A 21494-nucleotide genomic window follows, 5' to 3' on the forward strand; every position below is an offset into this window, starting at 1 on the left:
ATTTCCTCCTTTTAGCATCGATTCACAATAAATGAGAACTGCGCTTTCTGATGCCCTCTAGTTGCACCAGTTCACTGCCTCTGCCAACAGTTACAGCCTGTTCCGCTGAAGCCAGGCTGACAAGATTCTGAACCCTGACATTTCGCGCGCTTTGTTCGCCTCCTGCAATCGATAGGTCTGCTCCAGCGGTCGTGAAGTCCCTCACGACGCCATTGGCCAGCAAAACACAGGCAGCCCGGTATTGAATAGCGGCTGCCGGCTGCCGTTTATAATCGTAATCGGGGTTTCCGACAAACAGAAAACGGTTGATGGCAACATTGCGGTAGCCTGAAACAACCAGCGAGCGGGGCGCAGACCCTTCATAAAGGGCAGTTTCGATCGGTTCGATCGACACCAGCCGCTGAGCGCGGATATTGAAAGCCGAACGCGATTCGGGATCTTCTTTTTTGTGGTGGCCGATATGACGGAAATTGAATGAACGGTTGTCATGGACCGACAGATGCCCTGAAATATGGACACCAGAAGCAGCAGAAGAATTGGCATGGGCTTTGATTTCAATTCCGCCAAAGCAACGAGTGCTGGAATTATCGGAAAGCCAGACATGTCTTGAGCCATCATCCACTTCAAAACCATTGGAGTTGGAGAATCCACGCTTATGTGCCCGTCCGCTTGGATCGCTGAAATGAGAGTTGGAAACGAAAATATAGTCGCTGTGGTGCGTCGTCAGCCCATCATCGCCGAATCCTGATCCCGTTACCCCGTCCAGCCAGACAAAGCGGCTGCCGCGTTTCCCGCGCAAGCCGTCTCCTGCATAATTATATAATGAAGCCGTAATATCGAAGCAATGAAGCCCAGGGTTTAGCGCATCGACGTCTATGACCCAACCGTATGTGACATGGGCATAGGTCAGGCAACTGGAATAGTTTCCACCAGCACTGGTCATTTCAATGTCACCGAGACGCTCGACATTCCAGTCCAAAGTCAGTTTTTCCACGGCAATATTGCGGTTGCCGGATACATAATTACGGTTGGTCAGCAACCGGGTTTTTCGGGAAGCTTTCGGATGCAGTTTTAAAACGGTACGCCCTTTTCCTGCTCCGACCAAACGGGTCCATGATGGCAAGCGCAAACCCTCCACTACAAAAACGCCTGCAGGGACTTTCACTTCCACGGCCCCGGCGCCGAAAGCTTTTTTGAATGCTTCTGTACAATCCGTTTCTCCGTCTCCTACAGCTCCGTAATCCCGAACATTGACACGGCGCTGAATCGTCGCACCAAGTTTGCGGTATTCGGCATCCAACCGATCTTTCCATTCCGGCACTGCCTGGTTTCCTTCAACTTTTGTTCCAAAATTGTGCTCATCTTCAATCGAGAACGGTTCAGCAAAAAAAGACCACAATCTTTCGGTGAACGTCATTTTTCGCCGTGCGTGTTCGCTGAGGGCAAAATCCTTTTTGATGGCTGTAAAGAATTGTTCAGTTTCGCGGGTAATTTTTTCAAGAGGTGTGCGATCGTCCAAGTATCGGCTGATCCATGCAGCATTTAATCGGGGGTCGTGATCTTTTTCCAGTTTCATTTTCCCGTCACCTCCACAATCCAGTTATTATGTATCCATACCCTTGATGCTAGAAAAAAATCCCCCCGCCCCAAAAGGCGAAGAGATTCGTTATTAATATTGCATTAAAGTCGTTACGTCATAGCCGTCCAAGTTCTTGCGGCCATCCAAATAAGTCAGTTCGATCAAAAATGCGCAGCCGACGACGATTCCGCCCAGTTTTTCAACCAGATTAATTGTCGCGCCGATTGTTCCGCCTGTAGCAAGCAAGTCATCAGTGATCAGGACGCGCTGTCCCGGTTTGATGGCGTCTTTGTGCATAGTCAACACATCAGATCCGTATTCAAGGCCATATTGTGCACGAATGACTTCGCGCGGCAATTTTCCTTCTTTGCGGACAGGGGCAAAGCCAAGCTCAAGTGCATAAGCAACTGGACATCCAATGATGAATCCACGTGCTTCCGGTCCTACAATAATTTCAGCATTTACTTTTTTTGCGTATTCAACGATCTGGTCTGTTGCATACTTATAGGCAGTTCCATTGTCCATCAACGAAGTGATGTCCTTAAACTGGATTCCTGGTTTCGGCCAATCTTCAACAATAGTGATGTACTTCTTCAAATCCATATTTCTTCCTCCTTGGCAGACACTTTCGCATCGAACCACTCTTTTAAATCTTTATAAGACGCATACAAAAGCTTCTGCTCCAGGGCAATCTGCTGTTCGCGCTTTTTGTAGATCGGCGCTTCCGACAAATCCTTTTTGCTCGGCGATTGTGCAATCTCGGTAACGCCATTGTTAAGTGTAACAAAACCGAGTTCAAAAAACACCTGCAGCATGAAAAATAATGCATCCCGCGTCCAACCTTTGTGTTTTGCCAGTTCGTCACAATGTTTATTGAAATCGAATGTACCGCGTTTTTTGATGAAAGCAAACAGCCATTTGAATTGTTCACGGGTCGGAATCTGCTCAAAATACTGAGAGTCCTTGGCATGGAAATGTGCGTAGATGCGCTTCGGCTTCAATTTTGCCAGCACTTCAGCCAATTGTTCTTCCGATTCCGGCAAGTCCAACAGCACCAAGTGATGTTTGTTGCCGGGAAGTTCATCCAATTGAGAAGCCATGCAGATCGGCTGCGGCAGGAATGACTGGAAAAGTGCCGGCGTTTCATCTTTGAAAGCCAAGTAAACCTGATTTTCCTGAGGAATCAGCTTCGACCAGCGCGACACTTGGCGGATGCCGCGGATATCAAACAATTGCCATTGATCCGTGCGGACATCCTCCACCATCAGCTGCGGCTTTTTGCGGCCGTTCCACTCATTGATCTGCAAATCACCGATCACGTCGATCTTGACATCAGGGGTCAACTCGTCACCGACCGGTCCGATACCAAAACCAACAGCGTTCAGTGAAGCGGCATGCTGCGTCAATTCCATCTTCAAGTGATTTTGCGCGGCTCCGATTTTTCGGATAGATGCCACTTTAACGCCTTCCAGATAAAACTTCGGTTTGGCAAAGCCCATGCCGTATGGCGCTAAAAGACGCATGGATTCGATGGCTGTAATATCAATTTCATCCAAACGGAGTGGAATATCGATCTCCACGACCGGCAGCAAGTCTTCTTCCGTCAGGCTGGTTTCAGCTTGTTTGTTGAGCCGTTCGCGCAATTCGTCGACATCTTTCGCTTCTAGGGTCATACCGGCTGCCATCGGGTGCCCGCCAAAATGAGGCAGGATGTCCCGGTTCTTGGCGAGCTCGTTATACAAATGAAAACCATCGATGCTGCGGGCCGAACCTTTTGCTTTGCCGGTTTCCGGATTCAGCGACAAGACAATCGACGGACGGTAGAATTTCTCTGTCAGTTTCGAAGCAACAATGCCGACAACTCCTGGATTCCAACCTTCCTGAGCCACCACGATGACACGTGGTGAACCGTTCGGATAGCGCTGCTCCACTTGCTGCATCGCTTCTTCTGAAATCTGCTTGACGATGGCTTGACGCTCTTTATTCAATACGTCCAGACCGGAAGCCAGTGAACGCGCTTCTGCTGCATCATCAGTCAGGAACATCTGCACAGCCGGATCCGCATCCTGCAGACGGCCGATGGCATTGATGCGCGGGCCGAACATGAAACCGATCGTTTCTTCCGTAATGTCCTGCTGCTTGATGCCCGCCACTTCACATAACGCGACAACCGCCGGACTCGGCGAATCAATCAATGCGGCCAAGCCTTCTTTGACGAACAACCGGTTTTCACCGTGAAGCGGAACCAGGTCGGCCACCGTACCGATCGCTGTCAGTTCAATCAAATGATCAGGAACTTCTTCATATAAGGCATGTGCCATTTTAAATGCCACGCCGACACCGGCCAACTCTCCGAACGGATAATTGCCTTCCGGATGGCGCGGATGGACTACCGCAAGCGCGTTCGGCAAAGCCTCCCCGATATCGTGGTGGTCGCTGATGATGACGTCCATTCCCAATCCATTGGCGAAATCGACTTGTTCAATGCCCGAGATGCCGTTATCGACAGTCACAATCAGTTTTGTGCCATTATCATACGCCTGTTGGAATAACTCCGTATTCGGACCGTATCCGTGCTTAAATCGGTTCGGTATCATAAAGGACACATCAGCCCCTAAATCCTGCAACACAGTCATCATGACAGTCGTGCTTGTAACGCCATCCGCATCATAGTCGCCATAGACAACAATTTTTTCCTGCTTATCGATGGCTCCACGGATCCGTTCGACTGCCACATCCATATCTTTCATCAAATATGGATTATGTATGCCGCTGACGTCCATTTCCATGAACGTACGGGCTTCTTCTGGAGTATCCAGTCCGCGCGTCACTAAAATTTTTGCCAATACGGACGATATATTCAATTCTTTCCGAATTTCCTCAACTGTCTGTTCATTGGGCGTCGTCAAACGCCATCTTTTTTTGGATTCAATCATCTGTATCACTTCCTCACCGATTCATTATACAGCAAAAATTCACAGACAAAAACCTTTCGGCAACTACACCGAAAGGTTCATTTTTCAGAATTGCTCTTTAGTCTGTTCTTCGCTGGTGACGACCTGGGCTTCCGGCACTACACCGGCTTTCTGGTACTCCCCAATTTCATTTTGCTGTGTGGCAATCAGGCTTTCTTTGACCGCCATTTCTTTTTGCAGCGCCTTTACTTTACGTTGCATCTGGTAGTTGCGGATGATCGCCAACACACCGCTGAGCAAAAATCCAAGCAATGCCGATGCCAGGATAACCAGGATCAATGGCCATTCAGCTTCACCAAATACGTAATTGACAGGCACTTCGTCAACGTTGACAACGGCGAACACCGCAATAATTACTGCAAATACAAGTCCAATTAAAATAAGCCATTGTAATTTCATTGTGGATTCTCCTCTCAAAATAAAAAAATGGAACAAGGTCATAGTAACTATACCCTGTTCCATTTCAACTCTAAACTTATACGACAGGCTCGTCAGAACCCCATTTGCTTTCCTGCTCTTTCTTCTCGATGTCGATCGGACCTTTTTTCTTCAACTCGCCTTTTTTCAGTACCAGCCATAGCTGGGCAGCGATAAAGATTGAAGAGTAAGTTCCCGCGATCAAACCGATCAATAAGGCGATTGAGAAGTTGGTGATTGATGGCGCACCAAAGATCAATAGCGCAATAACCACCAGTACCACGGTCAATACCGTATTGACTGAACGGCCAAGCGTTTGGCGAAGCGATACGTTGACCACGTTTTCCAACTGCTCGAAAGAATCGATTTTCTTCATACGTTTCATATTTTCCCGGATTCGGTCAAATGTCACAATCGTGTCATTGATGGAATACCCGACAATTGTCAGAACTGCCGCGATAAAGGTGATATCCACCTCAAGCCGCAATAGGCTAAAGACGGCAACGATGAAGAATGCATCGTGAATCAATGCCACTACCGAAGCTACACCCATGCGCCATTCAAAACGGAAGGCTACGTAGATGATGATGCCAAGAGCGGCAATCGCCAGCGCATACAATGCATTTTTAGCCAGTTCCTGGCCTACTGTAGGCGACACGGTCGAAATATTCGGTTCTGCACCGAATTCTTCTGCAGCGACCGCTTTCAGGCTATTGATTTCTTCCTGACTGAATTCCTCGTTAAACCGGGCTACGCCGATATTGGACGCATCACCCGAAATGACGATATCTTCCGTTTCATAGCCTGCGCCGTCCAGGAAAGTCTGCACTTCCTCTTTCGACAACGCCGCTTCTGATGCGATTTCCACACGTGTACCGCTGGAGAAGTCGATGCCCAAGTTCAAGCGGAACACACCGATTACGGCCATTCCTGCAATGATCAGGACAATCGAAGCCAAGAAGAATTTATTGCGGTGGCCCGCAAAATCAAAACGGTCAAAGCGTGTTGAAAGGTCTGTGATTTCCAACCCTTCTTCTCTTGCATGGATAGTCGATTTCTTCAAACCGAACAAACCGAATTTATTGTCAAGCACACCACTGTGGACCCATAGCCCAAGCAACAGGCGAGATCCCCATACAGCTGTCAGGAAGCTGACCAGAATGGAAATGATCAACAGCGTTGCAAATCCTTTCACGGAACTCGTTCCGAAATAGAACAATACAATAGCTGCCAGCAGCGTCGTGATATTGGCATCGATAATCGCGGAGAAAGAAGAGCGAGCTCCTACTTTAAACGCTTCTTGAACCGATTTTCCGACACGCATTTCTTCGCGTATCCGCTCGTAGGTGATGATGTTGGCATCAACTGCCATCCCGACACCAAGCATGATTGCCGCGATTCCCGGCAAAGTCAGAACGCCGCCGATCCATTCGAACACCAGCAAGATCAGGTACACATAGGTCGATAAGGTGACGACTGCCACCATTCCGGGCAAGCGGTAATAAACCAGCATAAACAGCAGAACCAGTGAAATACCGACTGCTGCAGCGACTATGGTCTGGTCGAGTGCCTGTTCACCGAACTGGGCTCCGACAGAAGTCGAATAGATTTCCGTCAAGCTTACCGGCAACGCACCGGCATTCAAGATTCCTGCCAGGTTCTGTGTTTCTTCCACAGTGAACGATCCCGAAATTTCAACGGATGGTGATGAAATCCGTTGCTGCACACTTGGTGCCGAGACGAATTTCGGGTCTGCTTTCATGCGTTCTTCCGCAAAGGAATCCACGCCTTCTTCAAAATCAAGCCAGATGACCAACACGTTGTCAGGGGCGGGCATCTGGGAAACTTCTTCCGTCACTTCCGCAAACTTGCCGGGATCGTTCAATTCCAGTGTGACAATCGGATTGCCGTTCTGATCGAACGTTCCGGTGGCTCCACCTTGTTTCAGGTCATTTCCGGAAAGCAGCAAATTATCTTGGGCATCACGGAAAGTCAGGTTCGCTTCAGTCGACAGCAACTCACGTGCTGAAGACTGATCCTCTACTCCCGCCAATTGGACACGGATTCGGTTATCCCCTTCAATCTGGATGACCGGTTCACTGACGCCCAATACATTGATCCGGTTCATCAACGCATCTGTTGTATCCGTCAGTACTTTTTCCGTAACTTCCTTGCCATCTAAGGTTTCCACCTCGTAGAGCACTTCAAAGCCGCCCTGCAGGTCCAGACCTAGCCGAATGTCTTTAGCGATGGGTAAACTCGTGGTGCCAATGATTCCTATCAGTACAATAACCAGTAAGAAAAAGGCGATTATGCGACCTCTTGCTTTCATATGTAAACTTCCTCCTCGGGTGTGTAAAACACAGCACTATCATTATGAAACAGCCGCTGATTGCTGTCAAATGCAACTGGACATGAGTTGAATAAAAGATCGAATCAACAAAAGCAATCTGCTTGAGCGATGAAATGTTCATCGGTTATTTTACTTCGTTTTTTTCGGGGACGGCCTCAAAAGATGTTCGATGTTCTCAAGTGTGCTGTCATCGTTCCAGCGCGCTTTTTTTAAACCCTCCACTTGGTGATAAGCCAAAAAGTCGGAAGCGGTCATGTCCATGATGTCATTGATCATTTCATAGAGATGCATGGTTTCTATATCTTTTTTTCGCCATTTTTTCTTCACACAAAATTCCCATAAGTCTTGTTCTGTAAACGTATCGTATTCAAAATGATGAAATTCACTGCGTTTGCTCTGAAGGGCCGGCAGAACGAATTCGAATTGCTCAGGGTGACTCGTCATGCGTATACTCCTTTCCGATGTACTGTATCCATTGTACCTCGCAACTGGAAAATTTAGAATAAAATATTATTTAATCATGAAAAAAACGCCTTCACAGTCGAAGGCGTTCCTTTACTTGTTTAGATTGTCGATTTCGCTGATTCCACTACTTTCGCGATTGCTTGGCGCTCGAACTGCATGCGCGTGCCATCCGCTACTGTGATGTAGACAGTTGCATCGTCAACTGCATCCACAAGTCCGTGCAATCCGCCGATTGTAACGATGCGGTCGCCGCGTCTCAATTCGGACTGCATGTTTGCCGTTGCCTTCTGACGTTTTTGGGCAGGACGGATGATGAAAAACCACATTAGCAAGAACATTAATAGTAAAGGTGATAACGCAATTAAAGTTTCCATTATTCATTTTCCCCCTTTCACTTTCTCTATTCTCGTACAAACTCAGAAATTTTTAGCGTTGGGTTTATTGAAACCGTATGCTTCAAAAAATTCTTCGCGGAAATCTCCCAGACGGTCTTCGCGAATCGCTTGACGCACCTGTTCCATTAAGTTTAACAGAAATTGCAGGTTATGATAACTAGTAAGCCTAATTCCGAATGTTTCATCTGCTCGGATCAAGTGATGGACATAGGCGCGCGAATAGTTTTTGCATGTATAGCAATCGCATTTCTCATCAATCGGTCCGAAATCACGTTTAAATGCCGCATTTTTGATGTTCAATCGGCCCGTGCTGGTCATCAATGTTCCATTACGGGCGATGCGCGTCGGCAAGACACAATCGAACATATCGATGCCGCGGATAGCGCCGTCGATCAACGAATCAGGAGATCCGACGCCCATCAGGTAACGCGGTTTGTTGGCAGGCATCAACGGCGTTGTGAACTCAAGCGCACGGTTCATGACATCTTTCGGCTCACCTACGGACAATCCGCCGATGGCATAGCCTGGAAAATCAAGTGACACCAGATCCTGAGCGCTTTGTTTGCGAAGATCTTCGTACTCGCCGCCCTGGATGATGCCGAACAAGCCTTGGTCTGCTTTGCGGGCATGCGCTTCCAGGCAGCGTTCTGCCCAGCGGGACGTGCGTTCGACACTGGCTTTCATGTATTCATGCGTCGCCGGGAACGGCGGGCATTCGTCAAAAGCCATCATGATGTCAGAACCCAGGTCATTTTGGATCTGCATCGCTTTTTCCGGACTCAGGAACAGCTTGTCGCCGTTCATGTGATTGCGGAAATGGACGCCTTCTTCTTTGATGTTGCGGAATTCGCTTAGTGAAAACACTTGAAACCCGCCGGAATCCGTCAGAATCGGACGGTCCCAGTTCATGAATTTATGCAGGCCGCCTGCTTCTTTGATGACATCATTGCCGGGACGCAGCCACAAGTGGTACGTATTGCTGAGGATAATGCCGGCGTTCATGGCTTTCAACTCTTCAGGTGACATGGTTTTGACCGTCGCTTGCGTGCCGACGGGCATGAATGCCGGGGTTTCAAACGAACCGTGCGGTGTGTGGACAATGCCCAGGCGCGCGCCGGTCTGTTTGCAGGTTTTGATGTGTTCATAGGTTACTGCTGCTGTCATTGGTGAGTCTCCTTTTTCTGTGGCTCAATGAACATGGCATCTCCGAAACTAAAGAAACGGTAGCATTCATTTACAGCTTGTTGATAAGCGTTCAAAATATGGTCACGGTTCGACAATGCGCTGACGAGCATAACGAGCGTTGATTTCGGCAAATGGAAATTGGTGATCAACCCATCGATCGCTTTGAATTCATAGCCTGGGAAAATGAAGATATCGGTCCAGCCACTGTCTTCCTGCAGCTCGCCTCCGAATTTCTGGGCAACGGATTCCAAGGTGCGCGTCGAAGTCGTACCGACCGAAATGATGCGTCCCCCTTGTGCCTTTGTTTGATTGATCAAATCAGCCGTTTCCTGTGTAATGCGATAAAATTCCGAATGCATTTCATGGTCTTCAATCGAATCTACCGATACCGGTCGGAATGTTCCAAGTCCCACGTGAAGTGTGATAAAGGCGATATTGACTCCTTTTGACCGGATTTCTTCCAATAGCTCATCGGTGAAATGAAGCCCTGCTGTCGGTGCCGCCGCACTTCCCCGCTCTTTCGCGAAAACAGTCTGGTAGCGATCCTGGTCTTCCAATTTTTCACGGATATATGGCGGCAAAGGCATTTCGCCCAATTCGTCCAGAATTTCGTAGAAAATGCCATCGTAGATCATCTTGAAATGGCGTCCGCCATGGTCCAGGATGCCGGTGCATTCAGCACGCAGCAACCCTTCTCCAAATGAAACAACGGTGCCGACTTTCACTTTTTTCGCTGGTTTGACCAACGTCTCCCATACATCGTCTTCTATCTGCTTCAACAGCAGCAATTCGATGTTGGCTCCTGTATCTTCCTTCACACCCATCAGGCGTGCAGGCAATACACGCGTATCGTTGAGGATCAGCGTATCGCCTTTATGCAGATACTCGGTGATGTCGCGGAAATGGCGGTGCTCCGTGTTGCCGGTGGTTTTATTCATGACCAGTAGCCGGCTCGATGTACGGTCCAGCAGCGGTGTTTGGGCGATCAACTCATCCGGAAGTTCAAAATCAAAATCTTGTACATTCAATGTTGTGGGTGGTGTATTTAATTTAGTCATTCAGGCATCTCCATTTTAAAGTGTTCATAGGCAAGCGGCGTTACAGTGCGGCCTCTCGGCGTACGCTGGATAAAACCGATCTGCAGCAAATACGGTTCATAGACGTCTTCAATCGTCGTCGACTCTTCCCCGATGCTGGCTGCGATGGTATCCAGTCCAACCGGGCCGCCGCGGAAACGTTCAATCATGCCCGTCAATAATTTATGGTCTATATGATCCAATCCAAGCGGATCGACCTGCAGCATTTCCAAAGCCTGTTCCGCCATGTCCATCGTGATGGACCCGGTGCCGCGCACTTGCGCATAATCACGCACGCGCTTCAGCAACCGGTTGGCGATGCGCGGAGTTCCACGGGAACGGCGGGCAATTTCGACAGCTGCGTTCGGATCGATATCCGCTTCGAACAATTTCGAGCTGCGGATGACGATATCCGTCAGTGCTTCTGTATCGTAGTATTCCAGGCGCGACAAGACGCCGAAACGGTCACGCAGCGGTGCAGACAAAGCGCCTGCGCGCGTCGTCGCCCCAATCAAAGTGAACGGCGGCAGATCCAGCCGGACAGAACGCGCCGTCGGACCTTTGCCGACGACGATATCCAAACAGAAATCCTCCATTGCCGGATACAGCACTTCTTCAATCGAACGGTTCAAGCGATGGATCTCATCAATGAACAGCACATCTCCAGGCTCCAATGACGACACGATTGCCGCCAAGTCACCCGGACGCTCGATTGCCGGTCCGCTGGTCATCTTGATGTTGACTTCCATTTCATTGGCGATGACAGCAGCGAGTGTCGTTTTCCCGAGTCCAGGAGGCCCGTACAACAGCACATGGTCCAAGCTTTCCTGGCGCATTTTCGCTGCCTCGATGAAAATTTGCAGATTGTGTTTCACTTTCTGCTGCCCGATATACTGGCCCAGCAATTGCGGACGCAAGGATTGTTCAAAACGCTCATCAAATTCCGAGATCTCGCTGTCGATAATGCGGTCTTCCATGCCGGTCGCCTCCTTTCATCAGTTTTGTTTAAGCAGCAATTGCAATGCTTTTTTCATGAAGCCTTCTGTATCCAGGTCCAGATCCCGCAGCTGCGGTTTGACTTTGGTGATTTCCCGTTCTGAATAGCCAAGAGCACCCAGTGCCAGCATCGCTTCTTCCAGTTCTGCCTGGTCGTTCGACAGCAATGTAGTTGTCTCTTCCGAATCGAAAGGATCGCCGAAAAACTCGGTCAGCTTGCCTTTCAAATCCAATATCATCTGGCGTGCCGTCTTCTTGCCGACACCCGGGAACTTCACCAAATAGGATTCATCTTCCCGTTCAATCGCTTCGATGACATGCTGCGGCTGTCCGCTGGCCAAAATCGCCAATGCGCCTTTGGGGCCGATGCCCGATACCGAAATCAGCTTGCGGAACAATTCGCGTTGTTCCAGTGTCGGAAAGCCGAACAGCAATTGCGCGTCTTCACGGACATGATGATGCAGAAAGACCTGCAATTCATCACTGCCGAAAGAATACGGATTCGGCGCGAAAATCTGCCAGCCGATCCCTTGTTGTTCTATCACTAAATATTCAGGCGTTACGCGTGTAACCTTGCCTTTTATGTAATCGTACATGGACAGTCTCTCCTTCAATTCAACTTTATAATTATAGCATATTCAGCTGCTTTAGACGAAATAAACCCGTTGTTGAGTGGCACATGATAAGATAAAGACAACGAGTCAATAAGCGAGGGAATCTAATGAAAAAATTATTCGGCGAACAGCGGCGCCAATTCCTGCTGGAAAAAATAAAAACGTCAACACAACCACTGACGGGCGGTGAGCTGGCCGCTTTAACCAGCGTGTCCCGCCAGGTCATCGTCGGCGACATGACATTATTGAAGGCAAAAGGCGAGCCCATCATCGCGACCAGCCAGGGTTATCTGTACCTGGCTGACCGGGCGACAGAAGAAGCAAGCCGGCGCATAGCCTGCCACCACCAGGCTGAAGACACCGAACGCGAACTGAAACTGCTGGTTGAGTCGGGCGTCACAGTGAAAGATGTTTCGATCGAGCATCCGGTATATGGCGAGCTGACAGCCGGCATCCACGTATCAAACGTCCAGGAAGTTGAAGCTTTCATGAAGCGCGTCCGCGAAACCGGCGCCAGCTACTTGCTGGAACTGACAGCCGGCACGCATCTCCATACCATCACTGCACCTGATAACGCGACGCTTGAAAAAGCTGTCCAAACGATGCGGGATAACGGATTTTTGCTGGAAGAAATTGAATAGTTTTATGATGAGCCCATGATCCGCAATTTGCGGAATTATGGGCTTTTTGTTTTGAATGCTTAGGTATAGCTATGGCATTTTTTTAAAAGGATAGCCCTTACACAACGCTTCGGTCGCTTAGGGCATAGCTTACGCAAGACGGCGAAGGGAAAAGACAGGCTCCTCTATCGCTTCGCAAGTCCACGTAAAGCATCCGCCTGGGGTGCAGGATTGGCTATAAAGCTAATAAACTGGCTACTTATTCTTCTAATTAATCATTTATTGCCTAAAAGCTAGAAGTCCCGCAGCGAAAAACGCTGCGGGACTTCTCTTTTTCATTTATACGTATAATACGATCCTAAGGTTTTTACTGTACAGCCAAGTGCCGCAAGCTCTTCGAACGCACCGCGCATCATGGCGTCTTTTTCGTCCGCCAGTACATCAGCGATGAAGAAATAATCGCCGAGGCCGGTTTTCAATGGGCGCGATTCGATTTTGCTCAAGTTCAATCGGCGCCATGCGAAAACGGACAAGATCTGGTGCAGGACACCTGAACGGTCATCGTCAGGCGGTGTGATCATCAACGTTGTTTTGATTTGATCGTCATGCGTCGGGTCTGTCAATTTGTGATCAGACTTCGACAACACGAAAAAGCGTGTGTGGTTAAAATGGAAATCGTGGATGTCACGCTGCAGAATGTCCAACCCGTATTTATGGGCGGAAAATTCGTTGGCGATAGCCGCAATGTTGCGCTCCGGCAATTCGGCAACCATCTTCGCTGCAGCCGCTGTCGAACTGTACTGCTCCAAAGGCGTATTCTTGTATGTATAAAACAGGAATTTATGGCATTGCGCCAATGCATGCGGATGTGAATAAATCGCTTCAAACGATTCCGCATTGCGGTTATCCGGATGTACCAGCAAATGTTGTTGAATCGACGACAATACTTCCGCCGTCACATACAATTGCGCTTCGTGGAATAGATAATCCACTGTCAATGGAACTGATCCTTCCAACGCATTTTCCAGTGGCACGACAGCGTAATCCACGCTGCCTTCTGCCACTGCTTCTATGCATTCAGGGATGGTCGTAAATGGCACCAGGGTACCTTCAGGGAAAACTTTTGTTGCCGCAAGGTGTGTAAATGACGCTTCCGGCCCTAAATATGAAATTCGTGTATCAACAGCTTGTCCAGTCATTTAAACATTCCTCCATTAAGATGATCCACTTGATACCACATCAGCCGACTCGACGAAATCGAGCTTTTTCAGCTGTTGCAAAAACACGTCCAAATCCCCGTCCATCGCCGTTACGTCCAAAGACAGCGTGACATTCGCACGCCCCTGGATCGGAATGGTCTGGTGGATGGTCAAAATATTGCAGCCGTTTTCAGCGACTGACTGCAGAAGCGTCGCGAGCGTTCCCGAGCGGTCTTCCAGTTGCAGGAAAACCGTCAGGATCCGTTCTTTGACGATCGAATGGAACGGAAATACAGCGTCCCGATATTTATAAAACGCAGAGCGTGAAAGACCTGTCTTGTTGACCGCGTCCATAATGGAAATGCGGTCGTTCTGCAGCATTTTTTTCACTTCAAGCGTTTTTTGCATCGCTTCCGTCAAAACGTCTTCACGCACTAAATAATACCGTTGTTCCGAAATATCCTTCATTCAAGCTACCTCCGCATCAATCCATAAATTCGAATTCGAATTCAAGCAGGCGAACCGTATCGCCGTTTTCTGCACCGCGCTCACGAAGTGCATCATCAATTCCCATACCGCGCATCTGGCGGGCAAATCGGCGAATCGAATCTTCACGTGAAAAGTCGGTCATCTTGAACATGCGTTCAATGGCATAACCGGACAACACGAATGCACCATCAGACTCACGCGTGATGCTGAATCCATCTGCATCGGTTTCGTGTTTGTACAAGACCGTGCTTTCTGACTCAGCTTCTTCCTCGTCGATCAATGGGAATTCAGGTGTCACTTCAATAACGTCAGCAATGGCGAACAAGAGATTGTTCAATCCTTTGCGGGATAAAGCAGAAATCGGGAAAATGCGGGCATCTTCCGGCAATTTTTCACGGAATTTCGCCAAGTTCTCTTCCGACTCCGGCATATCCATTTTGTTCGCAACGATCAATTGCGGACGTTCGGTCAAACGCATATTGTATTGCTTCAGTTCTTCATTGATTGTGACGTAATCCTCATAAGGGTCGCGTCCTTCAAGACCTGACATATCGATGACGTGGATGATGACACGCGTCCGTTCAATATGGCGAAGGAATTGATGGCCCAGGCCAACGCCTTGGTGAGCGCCTTCGATCAATCCTGGAAGATCGGCCATTACAAAGCTGCGCTGGTCTTCTGTTTCGACCATGCCCAGATTCGGGACGATGGTCGTGAAATGATATTCAGCGATTTTTGGTTTTGCAGCAGAAACAACCGACAACAACGTCGATTTTCCGACACTTGGGAATCCGACAAGCCCGGCATCCGCCAACACTTTCAGCTCCAAGATGACATTGCGTTCAAAGCCCGGTTCGCCTTTTTCAGAAAGCTCTGGCGCCGGATTTGCAGGCGTTGCGAAACGAGAGTTTCCACGGCCGCCGCGGCCGCCTTTTGCGATGACTGCTGTCTGCCCATGTTCCACCAAATCAGCAATGGTTTCACCGGTATCCACGTCTTTAACGACTGTGCCCGGCGGAACTTTGATCAATGTATCTTCAGCTTTGGCACCGTGCTGGTTCTTGCTCATGCCGTGTGTTCCGCGTTCGGCTTTAAAGATCCGTTTGTAGCGGAAATCCATCAGCGTGCGCAATCCTTCTTCAACGATAAAGACGATATTTCCGCCTTTGCCGCCATCTCCGCCGGCAGGGCCGCCGTTCGGTACATATTTTTCGCGGCGGAATGCAACCATGCCATCTCCGCCGTCGCCACCTTTAACATAAACTTTTACGTGATCGACAAACATATTATCCCTCCATCTGTGCGCGCACAACAATCAATGTGTTGTTTTCGCTGCACTCTTTTCGTGCCGTGAATCCCTGTACTTCTAAAACGTCCAAATCCAGCCAATTCCCCGGACAAGTAATTTTCATTTCAAACAGCGTGGAACTGGAAGCCAATGAAACCGTGCCATAAAACGCCTGATAAGGTTCCAGGCGCCCTTTGGCCGCTTCCACAAAACTCTCCAGAAAAAGCCGGAATGCTGCGTCCAAATGAGTCGGTGCTTTAGCAGCCGAACATTCGACATGAAAATTAAATCCCGGGAAACGCCAATTTGCAGTCAACAGCCATTCCTCTGTCAGCGGCAGCCCGATATCAGACAGCCGGCTGGCATGCATAGCCGCTTCGGCATGCGAACGAATTATTTCTTGCGCCTCTTGCAGACGGCCCAGATCCAAATTCATTTTGATCAATTGCAATTCATTTAAAAAATCATGGCGCGCATGCCGAAGCGATTGTGCCACTGTGATTGTCTTTTCCATAAGTCACGTCCCGATTCAGCTTCTTATTCCAGTATACCAAGAGTTCGCAGGAATTTCCTAAAATAATGCGTTCAGCCGACAGGACCCGCGCTTATAAATTTCAAAAGAAAAAGGACTGCGAAAGCAGCCCTTTTCGTTTTGTATTAAGCTTCTTGTGCAACTGGATATACGCTAACTTTTTTCTTATCGCGTCCGTAACGTTCAAAACGTACGACTCCGTCGATTTTAGCAAAAAGTGTATCGTCTCCGCCGCGTCCAACGTTCTCACCTGGATAAATTTTAGTCCCGCGTTGACGGTATAAAATTGAACCACCAGTAACTTCTTGGCCGTCTGCACGTTTTGCGCCAAGGCGTTTAGATTCAGAGTCACGTCCGTTTCTCGTTGAACCTACACCTTTTTTGGATGCAAAAAACTGAAGATCTAATCTTAACATTCTGTCCCACCTCCTAAGCTGTGAAGGTTATTTTAATATATTCTTCATAGTCTTGTTCAATCGTTTTCAATGAAACAATCATTGCGCGTACAAGCAGTTGAACCTGCTCGTCCGTCTTGTCATCCAGGTTCTCCGGAAAACCGACTTTTAAAAAGCCGCTGTTTGCCTGCTGAATGTCCGGTTCGATTCCCGTCAGCTCCATGATGGCGTTCACCGCTCCGAAAGAGACAGCAGACGCTCCAGCACATACGAGGTCTTGCCCGTGTTCAGCATAATCCGCATGGCCTGACATTTCAAAAGACGAAATGCGTTTTGAGGTTTCTTTTACAGTAACTTGTATCATTCTTACAGGTTGATCGCATCGACAGTCAATTTCGTGTATGGCTGACGGTGACCTTGTTTTTTATGGTAGTTCTTTTTAGCTTTATATTTGAAGACTGTGATCTTTTTCTGTTTGCCGTTTTTAACAACTTTGGCTGTAACAGTAGCTCCTTCAACAAAAGGAACACCCACTTTAGTATCGTCTCCACCTACAAATAGAACTTTGTCAAATGTGATAACATCCCCAGCTTCTCCGTTCAATTTCTCAACGTAGATCTCTTGGCCTGCTTCAACTTTGATTTGTTTTCCACCAGTTTCAATAATCGCGTACATATCCTTGCACCTCCTCTTAAAATAAGACTCGCCTATTCAGGTGACTCGCCGGAGCGAATGCTTAAGGTAACCTGATTCGAGCGGTTGCAGCATGGTACGCTACAAACATAACATTAGAATAATACCACGCCATTGCGTGTCGCGTCAATAGATAATGTGAGGTTTCGAGAAATTGGTGATGAGTGGTTAGGCAAATGGTTGTGAGGAGTGATTTTGACGGTGCGAGGTGCGCTCTTTGGTGCGTGAGGTGCGCTTGTCCGCTTGCGGGGTGCGGTCTTTGCCAGTTGAGGTGCGGTTATCCGGGCGCGAGGTGCGGTCTTTGCCAGTTGAGGTGCGGTCAGCGATAAATGCGACCAAAATACTCCCGCAGCAATTGCCGGTCTTCGACTATTTGGCGTTTTCCGCGCACATCGCCTTGAATTGCCGACCCTTGCAACAATCGGTATAAAACATATTTGTTTTCGACTCCGAGAAGCCGATAAGCCAATCCGGTGTCGATTTTATCGCCAAACAATACGGCATATTCCTGGAGCGCCACTTCATGTGCATCCTGCGAATAAAACCCGCAGACTACGCACTTCCATTTGCGCTCACGCCAATCAAGTGAACAGGTGCGGCAGCTTGGACAAGTTACACCGAGTCGCAAGGAGTCGAAGCTGATATTGTGTCGCTCGAGCCAGCGGCGGCTCGAATTGCGCACCGGCAGTCCCCGCAACTTGGAAGCCAGCGCCCGTGCATCAAAAAGATTCGAACCTTGCATCAGCTGCTCCAGGTGAAATGGCAAATAGTCGAGTGACACGACCGGATAATGTTTGGGCGCCTCCACCACTTTGCCGGACCGGCTCGCAAGTACGATTACACCATGTACGGAGACGCCGAGAAAATTGCTGACGGCACGGACCGCCCGGTGGAGCTGCGCTTCCGGATTGCGCATTCCTTCCCTGCGCCCATCGATGATCCGGTGAAACTGAAAATTGACGGAATCAAAATAAAACTCACCCACCATGTTCTTTACTTCCAGCACGCAGACCATTTGTTCATGAATCAACAGCAAATCGATTTGCGCCGTCCCATCTTTATAAGGTATGTGCACATCATTCAAAAAAATCGTTTCGCCTGGCAGATCCAATTCCCTTTTCAACAAAGTAGCCGTCCGCTGCTCACCACTGGCACCTGCCAATGAACTTTTTAATTCGAGTAAAACCGCTGCCTTGGATTCATGTGCATTCGGCAAACGTTCAGCTGCAACCATCTGTGCCAATAAAAAATCGTTCATGCCACACCTCCCGGAAGTTTTAAAAAAGCCCCCGCTTGAATAGCGGAGGCTTTGACAATCTTATTTAGTGAAAACAGCTTTGATTTTGGTGAACAGGCTTGGCGGTGCTTTTTCCATGCTCATCAACGGGACGGATTCTCCAAGCAAACGGCGCGCAATGTTGCGGTAGCCGAGTGCAGCAGCATTGGATGGATCCATGACGATCGGTTCACCTTTGTTCGAACTCGAAATGACCCGTTCGTCATCTGCGATGATGCCTAGAAGGTCAATCGACAAATGGGTAGTGATTTCATTAACATCCAACGCTTCTCCCGCCTTCATCAAATGGGGACGGATGCGGTTGATGATCAAACGCGGTGCGTCGATGTTCTCTTCCAGTTCAAGCAAACCGATGATGCGGTCAGCGTCACGGACAGCTGAAATCTCAGGCGTCGTCACGACGATTGCATGATCTGCTCCAACAACAGCGTTCTTGTAGCCTTGCTCGATACCGGCTGGGCAGTCAATGATGACGAAATCATAGTCTTTCTTCAATTCCGTCACCAATTCCTTCATCTGTTCCGGATTGACGTCATTTTTGTCTGCAGTCTGCGCAGCCGGCAACAGGTACAGCATGTCATCAAAGCGTTTGTCTTTGACAAGTGCCTGATGCACTTTGCAGCGGCCTTCCAATACGTCAATCAAATCATAGATGATGCGGTTTTCCAACCCTAAGATGACGTCGAGGTTGCGCAATCCGATGTCAGTGTCGATCAGGCATACTTTTTTCCCTTGAAGAGCCAATGCAGTGCCGAGGTTGGCGGTTGTCGTCGTTTTACCGACGCCTCCCTTGCCTGATGTAATTACGATAGCTTCTCCCACACTAGCTTCCTCCTTTAAACGTTGAAATTTGCGGACGAATAAACCGCAATTCCTGCAAACGGTCAATGATGATGGTGCCGTTTGTATGTAAATAAGCACATTCCATTTCCGGTTGTTCCGATAAGCTGGACAATTCGTCTGTCATGGTTTCCAATTCATCAGCGATTTTCAGTTGCGTCGCTTCCAGCCATGAGGCTGCAATGACTGCGTCGCGGTTGCCTTTGGTTCCGGCATGCGCCGCACCTTTCAGCCGGCCCAGCACGTAAACACTGCCGCCCGCTTCGACGCGGCCGTTCGGGTTGACGTCGCCAATGACGACCAGATCGCCGTTCGCTTTGACAACTTGTCCTGAACGCACAATGCCGACATAGGTTTCCGACTGGCGTTCAAGGATCATCTGATCGCTTTCTTCGACCGTCAGGATATCGCTCGTTGTCGCAACTACCTTCAGATGAGGATTGGTCGAAACAATGTCGCTGATTTCTTTGATCTGGCTGTCGGTGCAATAGCGTTTATTCAGATGAACCGTCACTTCAGTATCACTGTCAAGCGCAGGATCCGACACCTTCGCCTTCAACTCGGCCAATAGATCCGTGTAGGCACATTGGTCATCGAGATACAGCACGAGGCCTTTATTTTTCCCTTTAATGTTAACGAGATTTTTCAAAAAATGTGTCACCTGCGCTTTCTTTAATATAACCCTATTTTAGTGTCACGCTCCGACAGCTGCGTGACCATTACTGATTTGAACACCCAGCCGAGCATCACCAGGAAGATTGAATTAGCGACCATCGTCGGCCAGAGCCGAGTCGCCAAAAATGTACCGAGCGGCATTCCTGTCAATGAAATCAGCAGGAAGAACTGGTAAAGCAAAAATTCGAATACGCCCAGCAAAACGAGCGTCAGAAGTGTCGCCGTCACCAAGTTCTGCGGAATTCGCTTGAAAGCAAAAGCAGCTGCCAAACAAGTGGCTGGATACAAAAAAGAATATAATCCAATAATATCAATGTAAAAGACATCATACAAGAGCCCGAAAAATAATCCATAGAACATCGCATGCTTTAAATCATAGTACAAAGTCAGGAAAATCAGGAACATAATCAGGAAGCGCGGCACAATATAATTTAATTCGCCGCCAATATTAAGCGGTGAAAAAAGGCCGAAAACCGGTTCCATGAAAAACAGGACGAGGCAGATCAACGGGATAAGGAAACGGATCATGATTCATCGTCTCCAGTCACGCCGTTGTCTTCACCGTCCACTTCCGGCATGATACGGTCAGCGATGACGACGTGGTCCAATAACGAAAAGTCGGCTGCCGGTTTCACATAAGCCAGTTTAGTCAATCCGAATTCATCGATGGTGATTTCGGTGATGGTGCCGACCAAAATGCCTTTCGGGAAAATGCCGCCGAGTCCGCTGGATATGACCTGGTCGCCTTCCTTCAATTCGACATTGGCATCAATCCGCTTGAGCAGCAATTCACGGCGCTCCGCGTCATAGCCTTCGATCAAACCGAAAACATCTTTCTTCCCGCCAACGACCATCGCCGATACGCGGTAGTTCGGATTGAGTGTGGAAATCAATTCGACCGTAGAAGTTGTCGGAGTCGTCAATGTCACTTTGCCGATCAGGCCTGACGCAGTCATGACCGCCATATTCTCTGCCACTCCTTGGTTGGAGCCGCGGTTGAGGATGATTTTCTCTTCCCATTGATCCGGGTTCCGTGCAATAACGGTGGCCTGGATCGGGTTGTAATCGCGCAGGTCTTCTTCTTTCCCTACGAGTTGTTTCAATTCTGCGTTTTCAGAACGCAAGTCTTTGACTTCAGCCTGCACGCCCGCAAATTCTTCTAAGCGCGTTTTCAGATGCTGGTTTTCCTCAAATGTATTCAATAGTGAATCGACATTGTCAAAAATTCCAGTGACAAAATGAGCAGGGCGTGAAAATACCGACTGCCCGGCTCCTACAGCATCTTTTATGATTTGTTCCGGCAGCGACACATTGCCGCGGTCACGGAGCGAAAAAGAAATCAGTGCAACGAGCAGGATGACACCCAACAGCAGCAAAATCAGCCGCTTGTTCGTTAAAAGCTGTGGCATAT

Annotated in this window: 24 protein-coding genes and 1 other annotated feature; of the genes, 1 reads left to right on the forward strand and 23 read right to left on the reverse strand. The window is 48.7% G+C overall.

Annotation, left to right across the window (positions count from 1 at the left end; translation table 11 throughout):
* Nucleotides 1–22: 22 nt before the first annotated feature.
* The 11 genes from QMA04_RS08660 to ruvA all read right to left on the reverse strand — a co-directional run bounded on the left by QMA04_RS08660 (nt 23) and on the right by ruvA (nt 12037).
* The gene (locus QMA04_RS08660) at nt 23–1576 is read right to left on the reverse strand and encodes a glycosyl hydrolase family 28-related protein (protein WP_290185136.1); all 1554 of its coding nucleotides are present in this window, start codon (nt 1574–1576) and stop codon (nt 23–25) included.
* Nucleotides 1577–1669: 93 nt separating this feature from the next.
* Nucleotides 1670–2182: an adenine phosphoribosyltransferase gene (locus QMA04_RS08665; RefSeq protein WP_290185138.1), complete on the reverse strand. Its 513-nt coding sequence runs from the start codon at nt 2180–2182 to the stop codon at nt 1670–1672.
* Nucleotides 2173–4515 (reverse strand): single-stranded-DNA-specific exonuclease RecJ, encoded by a 2343-nt coding sequence (gene recJ / locus QMA04_RS08670; protein WP_290185140.1) that lies wholly within the window; start codon nt 4513–4515, stop codon nt 2173–2175. Before recJ ends, QMA04_RS08665 begins: the two co-directional genes overlap by 10 nt.
* An 84-nt stretch (nt 4516–4599) precedes the next feature.
* Nucleotides 4600–4953 (reverse strand): LapA family protein, encoded by a 354-nt coding sequence (locus QMA04_RS08675; RefSeq protein ID WP_203339786.1) that lies wholly within the window; start codon nt 4951–4953, stop codon nt 4600–4602.
* Between the two features lie 76 nt (nt 4954–5029).
* Nucleotides 5030–7303: a protein translocase subunit SecDF gene (secDF, locus tag QMA04_RS08680; RefSeq protein WP_203339785.1), complete on the reverse strand. Its 2274-nt coding sequence runs from the start codon at nt 7301–7303 to the stop codon at nt 5030–5032.
* A gap of 150 nt (nt 7304–7453) precedes the next feature.
* Nucleotides 7454–7768 (reverse strand): post-transcriptional regulator, encoded by a 315-nt coding sequence (locus QMA04_RS08685; protein WP_191715948.1) that lies wholly within the window; start codon nt 7766–7768, stop codon nt 7454–7456.
* A 119-nt stretch (nt 7769–7887) separates the two neighbouring features.
* The gene (yajC, locus tag QMA04_RS08690; RefSeq protein ID WP_191715949.1) at nt 7888–8163 is read right to left on the reverse strand and encodes a preprotein translocase subunit YajC; all 276 of its coding nucleotides are present in this window, start codon (nt 8161–8163) and stop codon (nt 7888–7890) included.
* Nucleotides 8164–8205: 42 nt separating this feature from the next.
* The gene (tgt, locus tag QMA04_RS08695) at nt 8206–9348 is read right to left on the reverse strand and encodes a tRNA guanosine(34) transglycosylase Tgt (protein WP_191715950.1); all 1143 of its coding nucleotides are present in this window, start codon (nt 9346–9348) and stop codon (nt 8206–8208) included.
* Complete coding sequence (gene queA / locus QMA04_RS08700; RefSeq protein WP_290185259.1) at nt 9345–10397, reverse strand: tRNA preQ1(34) S-adenosylmethionine ribosyltransferase-isomerase QueA; 1053 nt, start codon at nt 10395–10397, stop codon at nt 9345–9347. The genes tgt and queA overlap by 4 nt, the downstream gene beginning before the upstream one ends.
* A 26-nt stretch (nt 10398–10423) precedes the next feature.
* Nucleotides 10424–11422 (reverse strand): Holliday junction branch migration DNA helicase RuvB, encoded by a 999-nt coding sequence (gene ruvB, locus QMA04_RS08705; RefSeq protein ID WP_191715951.1) that lies wholly within the window; start codon nt 11420–11422, stop codon nt 10424–10426.
* An 18-nt stretch (nt 11423–11440) separates the two neighbouring features.
* Nucleotides 11441–12037, reverse strand: coding sequence for a Holliday junction branch migration protein RuvA (ruvA, locus tag QMA04_RS08710; RefSeq protein ID WP_290185145.1), 597 nt, complete (start codon nt 12035–12037; stop codon nt 11441–11443).
* A 125-nt stretch (nt 12038–12162) separates the two neighbouring features.
* Here ruvA and QMA04_RS08715 point away from each other — a divergent pair, with 125 nt between their 5' ends.
* The gene (locus QMA04_RS08715; RefSeq protein WP_290185147.1) at nt 12163–12696 is read left to right on the forward strand and encodes a transcription repressor NadR; all 534 of its coding nucleotides are present in this window, start codon (nt 12163–12165) and stop codon (nt 12694–12696) included.
* A gap of 314 nt (nt 12697–13010) precedes the next feature.
* Here QMA04_RS08715 and pheA read toward each other — a convergent pair whose 3' ends face one another.
* The 12 genes from pheA to mreC all read right to left on the reverse strand — a co-directional run bounded on the left by pheA (nt 13011) and on the right by mreC (nt 21492).
* Nucleotides 13011–13874 (reverse strand): prephenate dehydratase, encoded by an 864-nt coding sequence (pheA, locus tag QMA04_RS08720; RefSeq protein ID WP_191715954.1) that lies wholly within the window; start codon nt 13872–13874, stop codon nt 13011–13013.
* Nucleotides 13875–13889: 15 nt separating this feature from the next.
* Nucleotides 13890–14342: an ACT domain-containing protein gene (locus QMA04_RS08725; protein WP_225218543.1), complete on the reverse strand. Its 453-nt coding sequence runs from the start codon at nt 14340–14342 to the stop codon at nt 13890–13892.
* Between the two features lie 16 nt (nt 14343–14358).
* Entirely contained in the window at nt 14359–15648 is a 1290-nt protein-coding gene (obgE, locus tag QMA04_RS08730; protein ID WP_191715955.1) for a GTPase ObgE, read from the reverse strand.
* Between the two features lies 1 nt (nt 15649).
* Complete coding sequence (locus QMA04_RS08735; RefSeq protein WP_191715956.1) at nt 15650–16165, reverse strand: Spo0B domain-containing protein; 516 nt, start codon at nt 16163–16165, stop codon at nt 15650–15652.
* 143 nt (nt 16166–16308) lie between these two features.
* Complete coding sequence (gene rpmA, locus QMA04_RS08740; RefSeq protein WP_008431505.1) at nt 16309–16599, reverse strand: 50S ribosomal protein L27; 291 nt, start codon at nt 16597–16599, stop codon at nt 16309–16311.
* A 13-nt stretch (nt 16600–16612) separates the two neighbouring features.
* Nucleotides 16613–16942 carry a ribosomal-processing cysteine protease Prp gene (locus QMA04_RS08745; RefSeq protein ID WP_191715957.1) on the reverse strand — a complete coding sequence of 110 codons (330 nt, stop codon included), beginning with the start codon at nt 16940–16942 and terminating at the stop codon, nt 16613–16615.
* A 2-nt stretch (nt 16943–16944) separates the two neighbouring features.
* On the reverse strand, nt 16945–17253 hold the full coding sequence (gene rplU, locus QMA04_RS08750) for a 50S ribosomal protein L21 (protein WP_146557532.1): 309 nt from the start codon (nt 17251–17253) through the stop codon (nt 16945–16947).
* Nucleotides 17254–17267: 14 nt separating this feature from the next.
* Nucleotides 17268–17349, reverse strand: a sequence feature (ribosomal protein L21 leader region).
* Between the two features lie 241 nt (nt 17350–17590).
* On the reverse strand, nt 17591–18529 hold the full coding sequence (locus QMA04_RS08755) for a nuclease-related domain-containing protein (RefSeq protein ID WP_290185156.1): 939 nt from the start codon (nt 18527–18529) through the stop codon (nt 17591–17593).
* 60 nt (nt 18530–18589) lie between these two features.
* On the reverse strand, nt 18590–19390 hold the full coding sequence (gene minD / locus QMA04_RS08760) for a septum site-determining protein MinD (RefSeq protein ID WP_290185158.1): 801 nt from the start codon (nt 19388–19390) through the stop codon (nt 18590–18592).
* A gap of 1 nt (nt 19391) precedes the next feature.
* On the reverse strand, nt 19392–20057 hold the full coding sequence (minC, locus tag QMA04_RS08765) for a septum site-determining protein MinC (protein ID WP_191715960.1): 666 nt from the start codon (nt 20055–20057) through the stop codon (nt 19392–19394).
* A 23-nt stretch (nt 20058–20080) separates the two neighbouring features.
* Nucleotides 20081–20611 (reverse strand): rod shape-determining protein MreD, encoded by a 531-nt coding sequence (mreD, locus tag QMA04_RS08770; RefSeq protein WP_191715961.1) that lies wholly within the window; start codon nt 20609–20611, stop codon nt 20081–20083.
* The gene (gene mreC / locus QMA04_RS08775) at nt 20608–21492 is read right to left on the reverse strand and encodes a rod shape-determining protein MreC (RefSeq protein WP_290185161.1); all 885 of its coding nucleotides are present in this window, start codon (nt 21490–21492) and stop codon (nt 20608–20610) included. Before mreC ends, mreD begins: the two co-directional genes overlap by 4 nt.
* Nucleotides 21493–21494: the final 2 nt, after the last annotated feature.

The organism is Planococcus sp. APC 3900, from assembly GCF_030407735.1.
GTDB classification, from domain to species: Bacteria; Bacillota; Bacilli; order Bacillales_A; family Planococcaceae; genus Planococcus; species Planococcus notacanthi.